This window comes from Bacillus safensis, from assembly GCF_039619585.1.
GTDB lineage: Bacteria > Bacillota > Bacilli > Bacillales > Bacillaceae > Bacillus > Bacillus safensis.
Map to the genome: position 1 here is coordinate 179,437 of NZ_CP154909.1, position 17,929 is coordinate 197,365.

General features: G+C 39.2%; 16 protein-coding genes. 14 read left to right on the top strand and 2 right to left on the bottom strand.

Translation table 11 applies throughout. From position 1 onward, the window contains the following. The first annotated feature begins 414 nt into the window (after positions 1 to 414). The gene (gene glmS / locus AAYR28_RS01050; RefSeq protein WP_007498541.1) at positions 415 to 2,217 is read left to right on the top strand and encodes a glutamine--fructose-6-phosphate transaminase (isomerizing); all 1,803 of its coding nucleotides are present in this window, start codon (positions 415 to 417) and stop codon (positions 2,215 to 2,217) included. Between the two features lie 58 nt (positions 2,218 to 2,275). On the opposite strand, the gene AAYR28_RS01055 is transcribed toward glmS, so the two are convergent. Further along, on the bottom strand, positions 2,276 to 5,707 hold the full coding sequence (locus tag AAYR28_RS01055) for a restriction endonuclease (protein ID WP_183002035.1): 3,432 nt from the start codon (positions 5,705 to 5,707) through the stop codon (positions 2,276 to 2,278). A 179-nt stretch (positions 5,708 to 5,886) separates the two neighbouring features. On the opposite strand from AAYR28_RS01055, the gene AAYR28_RS01060 reads away from it, so the two are divergent. The 13 genes from AAYR28_RS01060 to AAYR28_RS01120 all read left to right on the top strand — a co-directional run bounded on the left by AAYR28_RS01060 (position 5,887) and on the right by AAYR28_RS01120 (position 16,978). Beyond that, complete coding sequence (locus AAYR28_RS01060; RefSeq protein WP_120208531.1) at positions 5,887 to 6,243, top strand: DUF2200 domain-containing protein; 357 nt, start codon at positions 5,887 to 5,889, stop codon at positions 6,241 to 6,243. A gap of 162 nt (positions 6,244 to 6,405) precedes the next feature. Beyond that, positions 6,406 to 6,597, top strand: coding sequence for a PLD nuclease N-terminal domain-containing protein (locus AAYR28_RS01065; protein WP_039176060.1), 192 nt, complete (start codon positions 6,406 to 6,408; stop codon positions 6,595 to 6,597). A 14-nt stretch (positions 6,598 to 6,611) separates the two neighbouring features. Further along, on the top strand, positions 6,612 to 7,529 hold the full coding sequence (locus tag AAYR28_RS01070) for an ABC transporter ATP-binding protein (protein ID WP_120208529.1): 918 nt from the start codon (positions 6,612 to 6,614) through the stop codon (positions 7,527 to 7,529). After that, positions 7,526 to 8,290 carry an ABC transporter permease gene (locus AAYR28_RS01075; RefSeq protein WP_120208526.1) on the top strand — a complete coding sequence of 255 codons (765 nt, stop codon included), beginning with the start codon at positions 7,526 to 7,528 and terminating at the stop codon, positions 8,288 to 8,290. The genes AAYR28_RS01070 and AAYR28_RS01075 overlap by 4 nt, the downstream gene beginning before the upstream one ends. Positions 8,291 to 8,405: 115 nt before the next feature. Next, positions 8,406 to 8,804, top strand: a complete 399-nt coding sequence (locus tag AAYR28_RS01080; RefSeq protein ID WP_120208524.1) for a RidA family protein — start codon at positions 8,406 to 8,408, stop codon at positions 8,802 to 8,804. Positions 8,805 to 9,029: 225 nt separating this feature from the next. Continuing rightward, positions 9,030 to 9,752, top strand: coding sequence for an ABC transporter ATP-binding protein (locus tag AAYR28_RS01085; RefSeq protein ID WP_120208521.1), 723 nt, complete (start codon positions 9,030 to 9,032; stop codon positions 9,750 to 9,752). Next, positions 9,745 to 11,166 carry a sporulation killing factor system integral membrane protein gene (skfF, locus tag AAYR28_RS01090; protein WP_120208518.1) on the top strand — a complete coding sequence of 474 codons (1,422 nt, stop codon included), beginning with the start codon at positions 9,745 to 9,747 and terminating at the stop codon, positions 11,164 to 11,166. Before AAYR28_RS01085 ends, skfF begins: the two co-directional genes overlap by 8 nt. Positions 11,167 to 11,185: 19 nt before the next feature. Continuing rightward, the gene (locus AAYR28_RS01095; RefSeq protein ID WP_326134885.1) at positions 11,186 to 11,701 is read left to right on the top strand and encodes a HEAT repeat domain-containing protein; all 516 of its coding nucleotides are present in this window, start codon (positions 11,186 to 11,188) and stop codon (positions 11,699 to 11,701) included. Between the two features lie 477 nt (positions 11,702 to 12,178). Then, positions 12,179 to 13,306 (top strand): DUF418 domain-containing protein, encoded by a 1,128-nt coding sequence (locus AAYR28_RS01100; protein ID WP_120208514.1) that lies wholly within the window; start codon positions 12,179 to 12,181, stop codon positions 13,304 to 13,306. Positions 13,307 to 13,460: 154 nt separating this feature from the next. Then, positions 13,461 to 13,832: a GntR family transcriptional regulator gene (locus AAYR28_RS01105; protein ID WP_003217079.1), complete on the top strand. Its 372-nt coding sequence runs from the start codon at positions 13,461 to 13,463 to the stop codon at positions 13,830 to 13,832. Between the two features lie 5 nt (positions 13,833 to 13,837). After that, the gene (locus tag AAYR28_RS01110) at positions 13,838 to 14,713 is read left to right on the top strand and encodes an ABC transporter ATP-binding protein (RefSeq protein ID WP_120208512.1); all 876 of its coding nucleotides are present in this window, start codon (positions 13,838 to 13,840) and stop codon (positions 14,711 to 14,713) included. Then, complete coding sequence (locus AAYR28_RS01115) at positions 14,697 to 15,302, top strand: ABC-2 transporter permease (RefSeq protein WP_326134886.1); 606 nt, start codon at positions 14,697 to 14,699, stop codon at positions 15,300 to 15,302. The genes AAYR28_RS01110 and AAYR28_RS01115 overlap by 17 nt, the downstream gene beginning before the upstream one ends. A gap of 287 nt (positions 15,303 to 15,589) precedes the next feature. Continuing rightward, entirely contained in the window at positions 15,590 to 16,978 is a 1,389-nt protein-coding gene (locus AAYR28_RS01120; RefSeq protein WP_025092487.1) for an amino acid permease, read from the top strand. Positions 16,979 to 17,017: 39 nt separating this feature from the next. Here AAYR28_RS01120 and AAYR28_RS01125 read toward each other — a convergent pair whose 3' ends face one another. Next, positions 17,018 to 17,899 (bottom strand): glycerophosphodiester phosphodiesterase, encoded by an 882-nt coding sequence (locus tag AAYR28_RS01125; protein WP_024424431.1) that lies wholly within the window; start codon positions 17,897 to 17,899, stop codon positions 17,018 to 17,020. Positions 17,900 to 17,929: the final 30 nt, after the last annotated feature.

Here is a 17,929-nt window from a genome sequence, read left to right on the forward strand (position 1 = left end):
GTATGGAGGTCTCACTTTCTCAAATGAAGGGGATCACCCGCTAAATTGTGATTGACGGAGGTCAGACCTTATAGTACAATCATCCTTGTGTTACTGGATTTTTATTCTATGAGGAAAGGCAGGGTAGATGTTCAGAAACTCTCTTATAATTATAGCGCCCGAACTAAGCGATCGGACGAAAGATGCTTAGTTGACGAGGATGGAGGTTATCGAATTTTCGGCGGATGCCTCCCGGCTGATCAAAAAAAGAGATCACAGCCGTAAGTGTTTCTTTAAACCAAAGAGGTGACTCTTTGAACAAAGGGAATACACATGATCTCCCAAAATAAACATGTAGAGAGGGACGAAGAAATGTCCCTTCTATTTTAGTAGGCTTTCTTTGTCCCTTTCACATGATCGGGAGGAAGAATATTTATGTGTGGAATTGTAGGTTATATTGGTCAGAATGATGCGAAGGAAATCTTATTAAAAGGTTTAGAGAAGCTTGAGTACCGCGGGTATGATTCAGCAGGTATCGCTGTGGCAAACGAAGATGGCGTGCATGTGTTCAAAGAAAAAGGACGTATCGCTGAGCTTCGTGAAGTCGTGGATGCAAACGTGGCATCTTCAGCAGGAATCGGACATACACGCTGGGCAACTCACGGTGTACCAAGCCATCTAAATGCGCATCCGCATCAAAGTGCTTCTGGCCGTTTTACGCTTGTTCATAACGGTGTCATCGAGAACTATGTACAATTGACACGCGAATATTTACAAGACGTCACACTAAAAAGCGACACAGATACAGAGGTTGTTGTTCAAGTCATCGAACAATTTGTAAACAGAGGTCTTGATACAGAAGAAGCTTTCCGTCAAACGCTTCTTCAACTAAAAGGCTCTTACGCAATTGCCCTTTTCGATAACGAAAACAAAGAAACAATCTATGTGGCGAAAAACAAAAGCCCATTATTGGTTGGTTTCGGCGAAGATTTCAACGTTGTGGCTTCTGACGCAATGGCGATGCTTCAAGTAACAAACGAATATGCGGAATTAATGGATAAAGAAATGGTCATTGTCACAAAAGACGAGGTTATTATTAAAAACCTTGACGGTGATATCATGACACGTCCTTCTTATATCGCTGAGCTTGATGCAAGCGACATTGAGAAAGGCACATATCCTCACTACATGTTAAAAGAAACGGATGAACAGCCGCTTGTTATGCGCAAAATCATCCAAGAATATCAAGACGAAAACGGCAAGCTGTCAGTTGCTGGCGATATCGCAAGCGCAGTAGCAGAAGCAGACCGCATTTACATTGTGGCTTGCGGAACGAGCTACCATGCTGGACTTGTCGGTAAACAATACATTGAAGACTGGGCAAAAGTACCTGTAGAAGTCCATGTAGCAAGTGAATTCTCTTACAACATGCCGCTTCTATCGAAAAAGCCGTTGTTCATCTTCCTTTCTCAATCTGGAGAGACTGCGGACAGCCGTGCTGTACTTGTTCAAGTCAAAGAACTTGGTCATAAAGCATTAACGATCACAAACGTACCAGGATCTACGCTTTCTCGTGAAGCGGACTTCACATTGCTTCTTCATGCAGGACCAGAAATCGCAGTGGCTTCAACAAAAGCCTACACAGCTCAAATCGCTGTACTTGCAATCCTTGCATCCGTTGCAGCTGAATTAAATGGTCAATCTCTTGACTTTGATCTTGTGAAAGAGCTTGGGATTGTAGCAAACGCAATGGAAGCCCTTGTGGATCAAAAGGATGAAATGGAACAAATCGCTCGTGATTTCTTCACAGTGACACGTAATGCATTCTTTATCGGAAGAGGACTTGACTACTATGTGTGCCTTGAAGGTTCACTGAAGCTAAAAGAGATCTCTTACATCCAAGCAGAAGGCTTTGCTGGAGGAGAACTCAAACACGGCACAATTGCTTTAATTGAAGAAGGCACACCGGTCATTGCCCTTGCAACGCAAGAGCACGTGAACCTCAGCATTCGTGGTAACGTCAAAGAAGTCGTTGCACGCGGAGCAAACCCATGTGTCATCTCACTAAAAGGCCTAGAAGACGAAGGCGACCGTTTCGTCCTTCCAGCTGTACACCCAGCACTTGCACCACTTGCATCTGTTGTCCCATTACAGCTGATCGCTTACTACGCAGCCCTTCATCGCGGGTGTGATGTGGATAAACCACGTAACCTTGCGAAGAGTGTGACGGTGGAGTAGGGTTAATTTTACTAAAGAAACACCCCTTAGAGAATTTGTTAAAGGGGTGTTTTTTGGTTCAGGTTATCTTTATTTGCGAATAATCACCATTTTCAAAGCGTTTAAGGAGATTTTCAATCTTTTTTATGGATGTTAATGATTGACTATAAACTCCCAGCTCTTTTAATAAAGAGATGTTCTCTATTTTGTAAACAGGTACTTCCCAATTATGTAATTTACGTTTTATTAAGTTACCTTTAATTAAAGAAGTCAATGTATTTTGGTGAATCGGAGGTAAATCCCAAAAATCAAAATCAGCTATTTCTAATTTCTCAATAAGATTTTGTTCGTCATTAATACTATATTGTTGGCCAATATGATTAATCTCATCATGCTGTTCATATTCCAATAACAACTTCATAGTAGACATGAGTTGTAATACCTTTGATGGTTCATCGCCATGCCCCAAGTGCTTCATAAATCGCTTAATGGCAGGTTCAACATAGAATTGATTAAAATGATATGGTTTTAACTCTTCGAAAAGCCGATATAATATGCTTTCCCACTCACTGTTATAGATATAGTATTCTCCAAATTCAGGATAAAATAGTTCGGATAATTCTTTTCCATTCTCCAGTTTTATTTGTTTAATTTTTTTTGAGTTTTCACCCCATATTTCAGGGTAGATTTCAAGTAATTCATCATCATCAACGCTAAAACATAAACTCATCGAAAAGCAAGCGACGAATAATGGAATATGAATAAATTGTAACCACTGTTCATCCTCTAATATTAAATGGTCATAAACAATATTTTTGAGTGAAGGATTATCTGCTAAATGATCTCTATAAATGTTACTTTTTAAAAATTCTCCTTTTCGGAATAAAGGTTTTTCCCGATACATGAATGAATAAAATGAATCAATACAAAAGTTAGCTAAATTTATTAATAATGTGGAATCACCTTGAGTTAAATGGGTTAACATCTTCATATATAAGTCGCTTTCTCTCTCAGGCATCATTGAACCGTCTTTTTCTAACGTTGAAATTAACAAATTCAAAGATTCTTTCGTATTTAGTAATTGGTAGATGTAAACTGGTGAATAATTGTCTAATGTGAGAATTAGTTTATCTTTGACCACATTCGAAAGTTTGCTTTTAGATATAAGTTCGATAACTTCATCGTTTTCTATTAATGCCTCTTCTTTTCCATACATCCAATCATATGCGTTATATTTTACTGTATTTAGGTCATGTTCACTTGAATTATCCTCAGTTGGCAAATGACTGTTCGTTATTGAATAGTCATTATTTATTCGTGTAGGAGAACGACCATATAAAAGCTCAATTTCTTTATCCATTTCTATTGAGTATTGAACGCTAAAAAAATCACATAATTCAGGTATGCTATCAATTAACATATCTAATTCTACATCCATGGAGTTTTCATCTAAAAAATCTAACTCTGAAAAAATTAATTGTTTTATATTTTTTCTGATTTTTGAGTTAAAAGATTCATAAAATATTTCGTACTCCTTAGGAAATATTTCTCGAAAACGCTCCATTGCTTTATAATGAAACACACTAAAGGCGTTTTTGAAGTATTTATTTATTAATTTATAACCGTTAAAAGCCATTCCAATATTTGTGCAACTTACGATATAATCAGGTAAATTATGCAAATCATTATATCGATATTCTTTAGGATCATTACTCCCCATATCAATACAGTACTGATTGATTTTATACTCTAAAAATTTATAAAGTCTCGGTTGTTTTTGATTTTGTGTTAGATAAATTCTAAGTAAATCAAAGAATCTATCTAAGCTCCCCTTTTCTAGTTCTAAAATATCAATATTGTATATATTATCGTTTTCTGAAAAACTATTTGTATAATCATCATAATGTTCTATGCAACTTTGTATGATCTGTTCACTAATATTTGAACTACAAGAAGGTGATATATTTTTAAGTAGAAAAAATAATTGATTATAGAAGGAGCAGCAAGGCAGTAGTTTAGGAATCCATTGTTCACAATTCTCTTTCAAGAAGTCAAGCAGAAAATCTTGTGCTGATGGGTTTATAAAATATATAAAGATATCATCATACTCATCATCATAAACGGTCTTGATCATGGTTTCTTCAAGTTCTCTAAGACTCTCACTTAAATTCTTCGTATGCGTTTCATTGAAATAATAATGTAAAGAATTTTTGTAGCCGACTTCTACATCCTCTTGTAATGAAGGTGTTGAAGTAATTAGTAGTAAAAAAGCTAAAAACTTTGCTTCGTTAGATAAATTATCAAAAATATCTCTCCAAAAATCACTTGGACAATCTAAATAATTTAACAATCGATTTAAGTAATCTTCTGGTGTTTCATAATTTTGAGGTTTTTGATCTAAAAATAGTGATAGTACCCTTGGATTATAATTGTCGTGATATACAATTTTATCTGTGTGAAGATGCAAATAGTTAACATGCTCATAGTTTAGTTTTGAGTAGTAGAGACGACTAAATAAAATACTTGCTTTTTCACTCTCTGAGTATGCTTCCAAGTTGCAAATTAAGGTATAGTTATCAAATACTTTTTTTAGTAAAGGGCTTTTATGAATGAGTTGTTGAAGAATATATTCTCTTGTTGTAATAATTAATCTTGTATCATTAGGAAAATTTTCGATATCCTTTATTAACTTAGCTAAGCGTTCTTCTTCTTTTTTATTCTTTTCTTTTTCGAGGATACTTCCCCAGTAATCATCTAAAATAAAAACTTGTATTTGGTCTTCATCTAACATACTGTATATATCATCGATTGAGTATACCCATCTAAATCCGTTTAATTGATCTTGATACAAATGGGCTAAAGCTAGAATTTGAGCGATAGTTGTTTTTCCAACACCTGGTTCTCCGGAAAGTATGATAGTTCGGTTAATGTCCCAATTTGTAACTGCTGATCTATAGACTTTTGAGGGTATAAAAGTTTTTGCTGTTTTACAAGCATCTTTTAATCTATAGGCAGACTCTCTATAAATACGACTATGTAGATATTCTTTTAACAAGTGTTCAAGCACATTTGAGTTTGGAATTAAAAGCTTTGGTTGATTAATTATCACTTTTCTGTAAGTTGGCTGTGAAAGAAGTCTGTTCAGTTCAACTCTATCTAATATATCGTGCTCAGTCACATTGAATTCTTTAAATAATTCAACAATATCTTTCGTTTGTTGACGTGTTAACGCCATTGATATCCCTAAGATATAGCGATCTGGTTTTAATTTGCGAACTTTTTGTAGATCTTGCTTTAAAGAATGTATTAAAGGCTTAAAAGCTTGCTGAGCATAACGCTTTACTTGTATGACGGTTTCAGTTTTACCGTCTGTATAAAAACCATCAATGCCTTGATCTCGCCCCTCTTTAAAGGTTCTAAAGGGAACGTTATCTCTTTGAGAGACTACATCACATACCAACACTTCAAACTCTAATGGTTGAAGTAATGCATGAAAATCGTAATTAGACAATTTTCTTCTTCCTTTCACATGTTGATAACGAGTAATTATATCATAATTTATGTAAATATGGTTATTATTTCAATGTTTATTTGTAGCTAGCTTCTTCATACTAGATCGGACATAAAAGGTTAGGCTAACTATCTCCTAATGCATGGATAAAAGTACTTTAAGAAAAAGGGGAATAACAAATGACCAAACATAAAATTTACACAATGAGCTTTGCAAAAGTCTATCCTCTCTATATCGCAAAGGCAGAGAGAAAAGGACGAACAAAGGCTGAAGTCGATACGATTATTTGTTGGTTGACGGGGTACAGTCCGGAAGAGCTACAGGAACAGGTGGACAAACAGACAGACGTTGAAACTTTTTTTGCTGAGGCTCCTGAGCTTCATCCTTCCCGCAGTTTAATCAAAGGAGTCATCTGTGGTGTACGGGTAGAGGACATTGAGGAAGAAACCATGAAGAACATTCGTTATCTAGATAAGCTGATTGATGAGTTAGCGAAAGGAAAGAAGATGGAAAAGATTTTGCGAGGTACATCATGAGAATAACAAGCAAGCCCAGTGAAATAACCTTCACTGGGCTTTTTTATATCTAATAGATCATTCGATCGATAAAAATAAAATCTGTTTGAACGAATCCTCTCTTCATGTCGTCAAAAGAAGTGTTACCAAAACAAATTGGCGTTTGAAAAGGGAGTGGCGTGGATGGATATGAAGATGATATTACCTCTTATTTTGCTGCAAGCGATTTTGATGGTGATTGGTTTGTTTGATTTGCTGAAAAGAGATCCATCGAGGATCAGAGGAGAGGTGAAGTGGGTTTGGGCTTTGGTGATTGTGTTTGTGGCGAGTGCCGGTCCTATTGTGTATTTCATTTTTGGTCGTAAACAATCTTAGTAGGGGGGATTCGCTTGAATATGTTGGAGTGTCACGGGCTGACGAAATCGTATGGACGGCATGAAGTGTTAAAAGAGGTTTCTTTTTCTGTTGGGGAGGTTGGATGTGTTGGTTTTTTAGGAGCCAATGGAGCGGGGAAGACAACGACGATCCGGATTTTGACGGGGCTTGCTCGTCCTACTTCTGGGGTCGTGAAGGTGGCTGGTTTGGATGTCGCAAAGGAGATGGACCAAATCAGTCATGTGATTGGGTATTGTCCGCAGCATCCTGCATTTTATCAGGATATGACGGGGCAGGAGTGGATGCATTGGGTTGGCGGGTTATTTCACTTAGAGAAAAAAATCATTCGCTCCAAAACAGAGGAGCTGTTGAAGCTTTGCCGGGTGTATGAGGCGAAGGATCGTGCCATTGGCAGCTATAGCGGAGGCATGAGGCAGAGGCTTGCCATTGCGCAAGCGCTTATCAACAGCCCGAAGGTTCTCATCTTGGATGAACCTGTGTCTGCACTTGATCCCATGGGGAGAAAAGACGTACTGACATTAATTGAGCATCTGAAACAAGAGATGTTGATCTTTATGTCGACCCATATTTTAGATGACATTGAACGTGTGGCAGATCATATTATTATGATCAACAGTGGCAAAATTGAGATGTCCTCTTCCATGAAACAGATCAAAGAAGACTATATCCAGCCAGTGATTGAATTTCAATTAGAACAACAGGATACGAAATTATTGGCTTTGTTAAAGGAGCGGGATTGGGTGGAGGAATGCTTTGAGACAGGAGATGCTTATCAGGTGCGAGTGAACAATCAACAAATAGCATTGAAGGAGCTGCCTCGTCTCATCACTGAATCTGGCGGTGTTCTCCTCCATTATCGACTATCTAAGCTGACGCTTGAAGATATTTTCATGAAGGTTGTGAATGCATGATGATGTTGAAAAAGGAATTTAGGGAGTTATTTACTAGCTATAAAATCTTATTTGTTCCTATTATTTTTACGATTTTAATGATCACACAGCCTATTACGCTCAAAATGCTTCCGGATCTTCTATCGAAATCAGCTAATTTACCTGAAGGATCTACATTTTATATACCAGAGCCTAGTGCAGGAGAGGCTTTGGCGAGTGCATTGAGTAAATTTGATTCGTTAGGTGTGTTTATCCTGATTATGATCGTGATGGGGACGATCGCTGGAGAGCGTGCCTCTGGAGTAACCGCGATGATTATGGTGAAACCGATCAGTCGAACGAGTTACTATGTCTCGAAAATATGCGCCTATGCCTGTTTGACTTTGTTTAGTTTGGTGGTGGCGGTGCTTGTCTCTGTTTATTATGTGGACATTCAATTTGGGCATGTGGGTTGGGTCAATGTGTTAAAAGGAACACTTCTTTATTATCCAAATTTATTGCTGATTGTGGTATCGACCATTTGTGCTTCGGCGTTCTTTCAACGTTCTGTCACAGCTGGCGGTGTGTCGCTTTTGATCAACCTTATTCTGTTTACCGTCCCTTCATTTTATGAAGAGACATTAGGGAAGTTTGCGCCTAAAGGCGTGACAAGTGCAGCCGAAGAGATGATTCATAAGGGGGCTTATTCGGATCAGGCACTTACAAGTTTTTTAGGTGTATCGGTATTGATTGTTTTCTTTTTTCTCATCGGATGGTTTCTTTTTAGAAAACAAGAATTATAGCAGGCTGTTGCGATTGCTTCTTCAGGTTTACTATGAGCATAAAAATCTGAATAAGGTAGAAAGTTTGATATGATGATAAAAATTGACTGTTTTTTCAGAAAAGGGGTTTTTATTCATGAGAATATCACGTAATCCTGAGACCATTCACCCGCCAGTTGCACCATATACCCATCAAATAGAGACAACTGGACCACAGCGGTGGTTAACTCTATCAGGTCAGGTGGGAATGGAAGCGGATGGGACAATCCCCGAAAGTCCGTTGGAGCAGCTCGAATTAGCGTTAGAGAATGTGAAACGAAATATAGAAGCAGCAGATATGGCCGTCGAAGATATAACGAAACTAGTTTTTTATCTCGTGGGAGAGTTCGATGCTGAGAGCAGGAAACGAATCATGGGGCAGTTTTTAGGCGATCATCTGCCTTGTATGACAATGATTTATGTGGTGGCATTGGCTTCTCCTGCTTTAAAGGTAGAGGTGGATGCTTGGGCGTGTCAGGAGATCGTTTTGGGTTAATAGATAAAAGATTGGGATACTGCAACCCAATCTTTTTTTATTTTGTACATAATCTATTTTCTTTTTCCGTTGTATATAGAATAGATTACCTCATTCCTATTACCTTGTTATTCTCTATATGGTAATATTAGGGTTAGAGATTAGTAGGTCTAATGACATTCGTTTTTTGATTTTATAACACACCATAGATAAGCATACATCACTCTAATCAAAGGGAGAGATTTGATGCCATTCATGGAGGTTCAGAATGTAAGCAAACGATATAGCAATGGTGATGGGGTAGAGGATTTGTCGTTTTCCATCGAAGCAGGTGAGGTTGTGGCACTGCTTGGGCCTAATGGTGCCGGGAAGACGACAACGATTCGATGTTTAACGGGTCTATATAAACCAGATGGAGGGGAGATTCTCATTGAGGGTTTCCCGCCTGGTCATGCCCATGTTCAAAAACAAGTCGCGCTTATTCCTGATCACCCCTATTTGTATCCAGACCTAACGGCTGCTGAACATGTTCAATTCCGTGCACGTGGATATCATAAAGGCTTAAAACAGATCAAGGAAAAGGTATATGAAGCGTTGAAAGAAGTACATATGGAAAAGAAGATGAATGAACTGTGTGTAAGGCTGTCAAGAGGCCAAAAGCAGCGTGTCGTCTTAGCAGGAGCCATTGTTCAAGATGCCTCCCTTTTTATATTAGATGAACCGACTGTCGGGTTAGATATTCCATCAAAACAGTGGCTGTCGGATTGGCTGAGACAAAAAAGCAGTCAAGGTGGGGCGGTCTTTGTGTCGACTCATAGTCTGGAGTTTGTCCTTGATACGGCTAGCAGGGTTGTATTGATTCGAGACGGTGCCATCATGAAGAGTATGGATGTTCCTCAATTAAAGGAAGAACAGGTTGAGTGGAGGGCAGAAGTTATTCAACTTTTGGGGGAGTGGTCAAGTGAATAACACACTCTCCCTTTTATGGATGAAATCTCAAAGGCGCTTGATCAGTAAAAATCAAGAAAAGAAAATGCCTTTTCTGATCTTACTTCTTTTCATAGCGGCAATTGGTTTTCAGCTAAGCGCAGTTTCAAGTATGGGTAATTGGGATACAAGTGCAGCAGGATGGATCATTGTCTGTTTGTTTGTTCTTTATACGGGTTTTGGTTTGTTTACGAATCGGCTGCCTAGTCAGATGAACGATATCATTTGGTTATATGGAAATGGCGCTTCTCTATGGACAGTTGTCATCAGTGTATGGTTGTATCACATTTTTTGGCGAGGGGCTCTTCTCATTATCTCTGCTTTGGCTGCGGACCTTCTTCTGTTTTTTATGACGCATCAGTACCCGTTTCTGCTTGGAAAATCACTCATCCTGACAGGGCTGTTATGTTTGGTTGAAACTTGGATGATTGCGATGTCTTGTGCTAGAACCATTCGAGTATACAAGCGTTTGCTCTTAATCAGTTTTTTATTGATGTTTTGCTGCTTTGCAGTGCTCGCTTTGAATCAGTTGATGATGAAACAGCCCTCATTAATGAACATTGCTGATTCTTTGATGTTTCAAGCTGGGCGTATGATCGAAGAGTTCTCCATTCTTTCTGTCTTCATTTTTATTGGAGTGATGTTTCTATCTTTCATGATGATGTACAAGGCTAGTCATCGTTTAGAGATGAAGGAGTCTTTAGTCAAGGAAGCAGTATTTTGGGAGGAATTTGAGGGGAAACATATTCAATCAAGTCCAATCGTTCAAAAAAAGAGCAGGACATGGTGGGGACTTCCGGCATTAACGGGCATTTGGGCTTTTCTTTGGATTGAATTATTGCTGATAAAAAAATATATCACCTTCCATGTGCTATTTACCATGCTGTTAATTGGTACTTACTATGTCGTCTTTACTTATTTTTCAGATTGGCTGAATCTATTCTTGATCGTCATCGCGGCATCCGTTCTTTTTAGTTCATATTATGCAGGGATTGTAAGACACGCACAAACAGGAGTGCTCTACCTTTTTCCAGGTGCTTTATATCAAAAAATCATTCTGTTAGAAGTGTTTCAAACCTTTTGGCTGTATGCGTTCTACTTGATTTCTCTTTATTTGGCTGAAATTCAGGATGTATTGTATTGGACCTTATTTGGTGGAGGAGTTTATATATGGTTTTTGGCCATACGGCTCTTTGCCTTTATGCAGCCTCTGAGACGAGAAAGGAGTTTTGCCTTGGCTGCCTATTATCGATCATTGCTATTTGCGTCTGTGATCAGTGCGATGGTCATGATTAGTATTCATCTCATCACTGATGGCTTGTTGACTACAATTGTATCCCTAGCTGCTGGGGCTGGATTTTATGTGCTTTGTTATCGATACCGTGCGGTTCATTAAAAAGAGGAGTTGATTGTAAATGAAACCAGAAAATAAGCTGTCTCAATCCATTCAACAATTGGCCAATACAAATGAAGTAACGATCGTTCAAGCAATAGGAGATTTAAGAAAATATGGAAAAGATGCAGTGCCCGTCCTTGTTGAGGCTTTAAAAGAAAAAGGCTCTCTGCGGAACATTGCAGCAGCTGTACTTGGTGAATTTGGAGCAGATGCGGGGGACGCAGCAGAACCGCTAGCTCGGCTATTAGAAAGTGACGAAGAAGATACAAGAATGGCTGCTGCCATCTCACTCATGAGGATTGGTCAGCCCAGTTTGCCCTTCCTTCTGCAACTGGCTAAACGTTATGAGGGACCTACTTGTTTCTGGGCATCATGGTGTATCTCTTGGATTGATCCATCAAAAATTGAAAAAAACATGTACGAGTGCTTAAAACAAGAACAAGAAAATCCAACAGGCAGCGTTACTCCTTTTGCTGCAGAGGAAGCATTAGGGAAGATTATTGCTTTTCAGCTAAAGGAAAAGGGGGATGAATAGTGGGAACGCAGAAACTCAACTGGCCTGAGCATCTTCCTTGGATTTGCCCTTAAGATCAAAGGAGTTTTTAGGGTCAAAGAATAGCTTGGAAAATGGGAGATACCGGCTGGTTAGAAAAACATTCATTTGGTTAGTAAGTATCAAGGAGGAGAGAGTGTTGTTTCAATCAAACAAAGAATTAAAAAGAAACGTCATTTTTTTCGCAGGTGTTGGAGCGGTTTTGCTGATTTTAATGATGCTGAAATGGCGTTGATTTTATTCGGTTTGGGAATTTTGTTTTATTTGAAGCGTGTGCTGCGGGAAGAAGAAAGTCATAAGTTATAAGTATTCAGTATGATACCTAGAATATAGATTCTAGGTTTTTTTATTAAATTTACCTTAAAACGCACTTTTTCACATGGGGATGGAAACCATTTTTTTAAAAGTGTGGTAGGATAAATATGCTTTATCTTTATATTGTCCGAAGGAGCTGTCGTCTTGAAGGGATCTAGGGTTGAGTTAATTGATAGTTTACGTGGTTTTAGTTTATTAGGTATTTTGATTGTGAATATGCTTAATTTCCAATATGATTATGATTTTGAGAAAATGTTTGATTCGAGTTTTTGGGGACAGGAATTCGGTGTATATGTGACGGAAATTTTGTTCCAAGGGTCTTTTTATCCGATCTTTTCCTTTTTGTTTGGGTATTCTTTTATCAAGCTGATTGAATCGACGAAGGCCAAGGGATTAAATACGAATGCCATTGTCGTTCGCCGTGGTTTTGGTTTGATTGTGCTTGGGATGCTGCATTACATCTTTATTTGGAACGGTGACATTCTTCTTTATTATGGAGCTTGTACGTTTTTCTTGATGATGTTTTTGAGCAGCCGGATTAAAACAATGCTTATTTGGTCGGGTGTGTTAGGTGCGTTGTCATTAGTCGTTTTGCCATACATGATGAAATTTGTTTATGGAACTGATGATTTATTAACCGATGTGTATGCAAAAGGTGATTATGGGGATATTTTGCTCAGCCGGATTACGGTTGAAGACGATATGATGATTGTGACCATGATTCTGGCGATCGTGACCATTACGCTTATGCCGATATTAGGGTTTCTTTTCGGTACGATCATGGTTGGCCCGTTTGCACTGCTTGGCATGGCGATCGGGAAAAAGGGTCATTTGACAGAAGAAGATCGAGGAATGGCTTATCGTAAAGGCTGGGTTTGGATGATTATCATCGGGTTCGTTTTAAAATGTGCGACGTTCATTGATGCTCCTTGGAGTGAATTGGTGATTACGCTGGGTGCCTATGTGCTGACGATTGGGTATATTCAAGCCTTTATTGTTTTCTACTATTCGAAGGCAGCCCAAGGTTTCAAACGCCTGCTTGCAGGGCTTGGCCGTTTGTCTCTCTCAAACTATTTGGCGCAGTCGATTATTTGTACAACGATTTTCTATTCTTATGGACTTGGTCTATTTGGACAATTGGGGTCAATGTTTGGGCTGCTGCTTGCTGTCGGACTGTACACAGCACAGCTGTTCATCAGCTATCTCTATTTGAAAAAATGGAGAAGAGGTCCTGTGGAGTGGCTTATGGGAAAATGGGTATATTGGAAATAAAGCATTTTGTTAAAGAACCGCATGGCTTCAGGCTGTGCGGTTTTTTCGTGTATTTTATTTTAAAATGGTTGAATATTCTTCTAGTGTGTATATAATGTATATATAGTATATATACATTATTTTGTTCCAACTATCTGAAAAAAGAGGTTTTTATATGCAAATTACGATTTCAAACCATTCTAAGGAGCCTATCTATGAGCAAATTACGAATCAAATCAAATCGATGATTTTAACGGGTGAGCTTGCGGAAGGTGCAGCGCTGCCGTCTATTCGAAAACTGGCGAAGGATCTACAAATTAGCGTGATTACAACAAAGCGAGCGTATGAAGAGTTAGAGAAGGCGGGATTTATTTATTCGATTGTCGGCAAGGGTTCATTTGTTGCGGAACAAAACCTAGAAGTGATGAGAGAGAAGAAATTGAAGGTGATCGAGGAACAGCTTGGAGCGGTTGTTACAAACGGGAAAGAATTAGGCTTATCTTTTGATGAATTGCAGCAGTTATTAAAGTTCTTATATGAGGAGTGAGATGAGTGGAGCATGTGATTGAATTCAAAGGAGTATCGAAACGATTCAAGGATTTTTCCGTTCAGGAGCTTGATTTACAGGTTAAGAAAGGCTTTGTCACAGGGTTTATTGGAGAGAATGGAGCGGGTAAGTCGACCACCATTAAAATGATCATGAATTTGTTAAAGCCCGATTCAGGTGACATCAAGGTTTTTGGATTGGATTATCATACTCATGAAAAAGAAATTAAGGAACGAATCGGATTTGTTTACGATGCCAATGTTTTTTTTCCAGGGTTGAATTTAAAGGACATCAAACGGATTGTGGCTCCTGCCTATAAACGCTGGGATGACCAGCTTTTTAATCAATATATTGAACAGTTTGGTCTGCCGCTGAATAAAGCGATAAAAACATTTTCAAAAGGGATGCAGATGAAGGCTTCACTAGCGATTGCGCTGTCTCATCATGCAGAGCTGATTATCATGGATGAACCAACTGCTGGTTTAGATCCGGTTTTTAGAAGAGAGCTGCTCAGCACGTTACAAGAATTGATGATTGATGGAAATCGGACGATCTTTTTCTCGACGCATGTGACGACTGATTTAGACCGGATCGCGGATTATATTGCGTTTATACAAAATGGAAGATTGGTCTTTCAACAGTCGATTCATGAAGTGGCAGAAAGTTATGCGCTTGTGAAAGGAAGCCTGGAGTTATTGGATCGAGACACAGAAAAGGCGTTTATCCATATTCAGCGTACATCAGCAGGTTTTGAAGCATTATCAGATCGAATTGATGAAGTGAAACTTATTTTTGGGGATGCTGTTGTGATTGAACCGGCGTCGCTTGAGGATATCATGTTTTATTTGAAAGGCGGGGCTGCGCATGTTTCATTTAATTAAGCGTGATGTGATTTTGCAAAAGAAGCAGTTACTTATTTTTATTCCGTTTATCTTATTTTTTATTTTCATGGATGTCCATCCAGTATTGACGTTTCTAGTCGCTAGTGTCTTCATTCCATTTAACACATATGCGTATGATGAAAAGGCAGAAACGAATATCCTATTAAATTCTTTGCCTTATACCCGGAATGAAATTATTGCCTCTCGTTATCTTGGTGCCGTTTTTTATATGGTCATTGCGATCGGGCTGACAAGTGCTGCATTACTTGTGTTTGGGAAGCTATTTTCGCTGTCAGATATTGCGATTGGCAGCGGGTTGTTTTTATTGTTCGCGGCGTGTACGTTTCCATTATTTTATATCTTAAAGCCTGGTTATATCACAACGGCAGTGATCATTGGCTTTATCGTATTATCAGCTATGGGACCGCCTGTTGTTCTCTATTTAGCAGAGCAATTTAGTGGGTTCACTAATTTTATTATGAATTTATCGATCCCTGTTTTATATACGGGGTCAGCTGTGCTGATTATGCTCCTCTACTTGTTGTCTTGGGGACTTTCTACTGTGATTTACCAGAGGAAAGTGTTTTAGGAAAGCAATTGCCGAAGTTCCTATAAATTTACAGTTTGAGCTTAGAAGACCGTGTGAGCGGTCTTTTTTTGAAGATTTTTCTGGTTATTGATTATATCAATATAAAATAATTTGAACTTACTTTTGTGTCAGAATATTTTGTTAATAGTGTTTTCCTCAAAAAAACAATTGTTTTTTAAGGGTAGATTTATTATGATAATATACATCGAAAGATTGATGTTTCTCAATCAGAATGAAAATTCTGATTTTTTATTTTTTATGTTGTTTGTTGATGAGGGGGAAGAAAAGTGGCTCAAAAGGAATTAAAGAGAGGGTTAAGTGCCCGCCATATTCAAATGATCGCTCTTGGCGGCACAATCGGTGTTGGCTTATTTATGGGGTCAGCGAAGGCCATTCAGTGGACAGGTCCATCCGTTCTTCTGGCTTACGCGGTGTGTGGTATTTTTATCTTTTTTATTATGCGTGCGATGGGAGAAATGTTATATCTTGAGCCGAGTACAGGGTCGTTTGCTACATTCGGGCATCAATATATTCATCCGCTTGCAGGGTATATGACGGCTTGGAGTAACTGGTTCCAGTGGGTCATTGTCGGAATGTCTGAAATTATTGCGGTTGGGGCTTATATGAAATATTGGTTCCCAGAGCTGCCTGCGTGGATTCCAGGATTAATTGCGATGATCATTTTAGGAGCGGCCAATTTGATTTCGGTTAAGTCGTTCGGTGAATTTGAATTTTGGTTTGCGATGATCAAAATTGTGACGATTATCTTGATGATTGTTGCAGGTTTAGGCATTATTTTCTTCGGTTTTGGAAATGGCGGAACGCCTATTGGGCTGTCTAACCTTTGGGCGCATGGCGGGTTCTTTACAGGTGGGTTTAGCGGATTCCTGTTTGCATTGTCTCTAGTTATTGCTGCTTATCAAGGTGTCGAGCTCATTGGGATTACAGCGGGTGAGGCGCAAAATCCGCAAAAGACGCTGACAAATGCCATCAAAAGTATCATCTGGCGTATTTTGATTTTCTATATCGGTGCGATCTTTGTCATTGTGACGGTGTATCCTTGGGATCAGCTGAATACCCTTGGCAGTCCATTTGTGGCGACGTTTGCGAAGATCGGGATTACAGCAGCAGCTGGTATTATTAACTTTGTTGTCATTACAGCAGCGATGTCCGGCTGTAATAGTGGTATTTTCAGTGCGGGCCGTATGCTTTATACATTAGGTGTGAATGGTCAGGCGCCTGCTTTCTTTACGAAAATTTCGAAGAACGGTGTACCGTATTTTGGGACATTCGCTGTGCTGATTGGTTTAGCGATAGGAGTGGTCCTGAATTATGTTTCTCCGCCAAACATTTTCGTCTATGTGTATAGTGCGAGTGTCCTTCCTGGGATGGTGCCTTGGTTTGTCATTTTGATTAGTCATATTGGCTTCAGAAAGGCGAAGGGGGCAGCACTTGATCAGCACCCGTTCAAGATGCCGCTAGCACCGTTTTCTAACTATCTTACAATCGGATTTTTATTAATGGTTCTTGTGTTTATGCTCATTAATCAGGATACGCGTATTTCTCTCATTGTGGGAATTGTGTTCTTGATTGTAGTGGCACTTAGCTTTTTTGTATTTGGGATTGGAAAACGGAAGCCGATTGAAACAGCTTCTTCTGATCAAACGGTAAAATAATCAAAGGCCTTGCGGGATGGACCGCAAGGCTTTTTTTATTTAGAGTGAAGCTTTTACACGGTTAAAGACATCTGGAAAGTTGGTGAAAAGACCGGTGACGCCGTATTGCAGTAGACGGGTCATATCTGCTTCGCTGTTTACCGTATATGGATGAAGGAGGAGTCCATGGCTTCTGACCTGCTGGACGTTTTCAGGTGTTAATGCTCTAAAATTCGGTCCAACCCCTACAGCGTACGTTTTGATAAAGTCGAGCTGATCGTCTGTGATGGATGTCATTTGGTTTCTGTCTAATAGCTGTACTTTTGGCAGGCGTGGGGCTAATTTCTGCAGCTTTAGCAGGCTGTCTTCACTAAAGGATTGTATGATAACCTGCCCTTTTCTTGTGTGTTTCCCAAGAAGATGATGTTTCTTTAAGGCGGCCAATAGTTTTTCTTCCATTTGCGGATAAAGGTCTGGTTTTTTTGTTTCAATATAATAATTCTCTCGTTTGCCGAAATAGCGCAGCACCTCATCTAATGTAAGGACTCTCTGTCCGATATAGTTGGCATTTTGTCTGTCGGGATTGGCTTCGTTAAACCATGTACCAGCATCAAGCTGTTTGATTTCAGCAAGTGTGAGGTCTTTGACCCAGCCTGTTCCGTTTGTGGTTCGGTCAACGGTTTCATCATGCATCACGATGAGATGTCCATCCTTTGTCATTTGAAGGTCGAGTTCGAGGTAATCTGCATTCATCTTTGTGGCGAGCTTGTAGGAAGCCAGGGTATGCTCTGGTGCATACCCTGATGCTCCGCGGTGTGCAACGGTTAAGATGCGATCTGGAGATAAAAGGTTTTCATGTGCCGATACGGTGGCCGGCACCCACACAAAAGACAGTAAAGCAAAAGAGAGCAACACGAAAGCAAGTAATCTACTTTTCTTCATATTTTATCCTCCTTTTACGGTAACTGCCTC

What these genes read in the sequence shown, in the direction of transcription:
- glmS (WP_007498541.1), top strand. Translation starts at nt 415, where the DNA reads ATGTGTGGAATTGTAGGTTATATTGGTCAGAATGATGCGAAGGAAATC.
- AAYR28_RS01060 (WP_120208531.1), top strand. Translation starts at nt 5,887, where the DNA reads ATGACCAAACATAAAATTTACACAATGAGCTTTGCAAAAGTCTATCCT.
- AAYR28_RS01065 (WP_039176060.1), top strand. Translation starts at nt 6,406, where the DNA reads ATGGATATGAAGATGATATTACCTCTTATTTTGCTGCAAGCGATTTTG.
- AAYR28_RS01075 (WP_120208526.1), top strand. Translation starts at nt 7,526, where the DNA reads ATGATGATGTTGAAAAAGGAATTTAGGGAGTTATTTACTAGCTATAAA.
- AAYR28_RS01080 (WP_120208524.1), top strand. Translation starts at nt 8,406, where the DNA reads ATGAGAATATCACGTAATCCTGAGACCATTCACCCGCCAGTTGCACCA.
- AAYR28_RS01085 (WP_120208521.1), top strand. Translation starts at nt 9,030, where the DNA reads ATGCCATTCATGGAGGTTCAGAATGTAAGCAAACGATATAGCAATGGT.
- AAYR28_RS01095 (WP_326134885.1), top strand. Translation starts at nt 11,186, where the DNA reads ATGAAACCAGAAAATAAGCTGTCTCAATCCATTCAACAATTGGCCAAT.
- AAYR28_RS01105 (WP_003217079.1), top strand. Translation starts at nt 13,461, where the DNA reads ATGCAAATTACGATTTCAAACCATTCTAAGGAGCCTATCTATGAGCAA.
- AAYR28_RS01115 (WP_326134886.1), top strand. Translation starts at nt 14,697, where the DNA reads ATGTTTCATTTAATTAAGCGTGATGTGATTTTGCAAAAGAAGCAGTTA.
- AAYR28_RS01125 (WP_024424431.1), bottom strand. Translation starts at nt 17,899, where the DNA reads ATGAAGAAAAGTAGATTACTTGCTTTCGTGTTGCTCTCTTTTGCTTTA.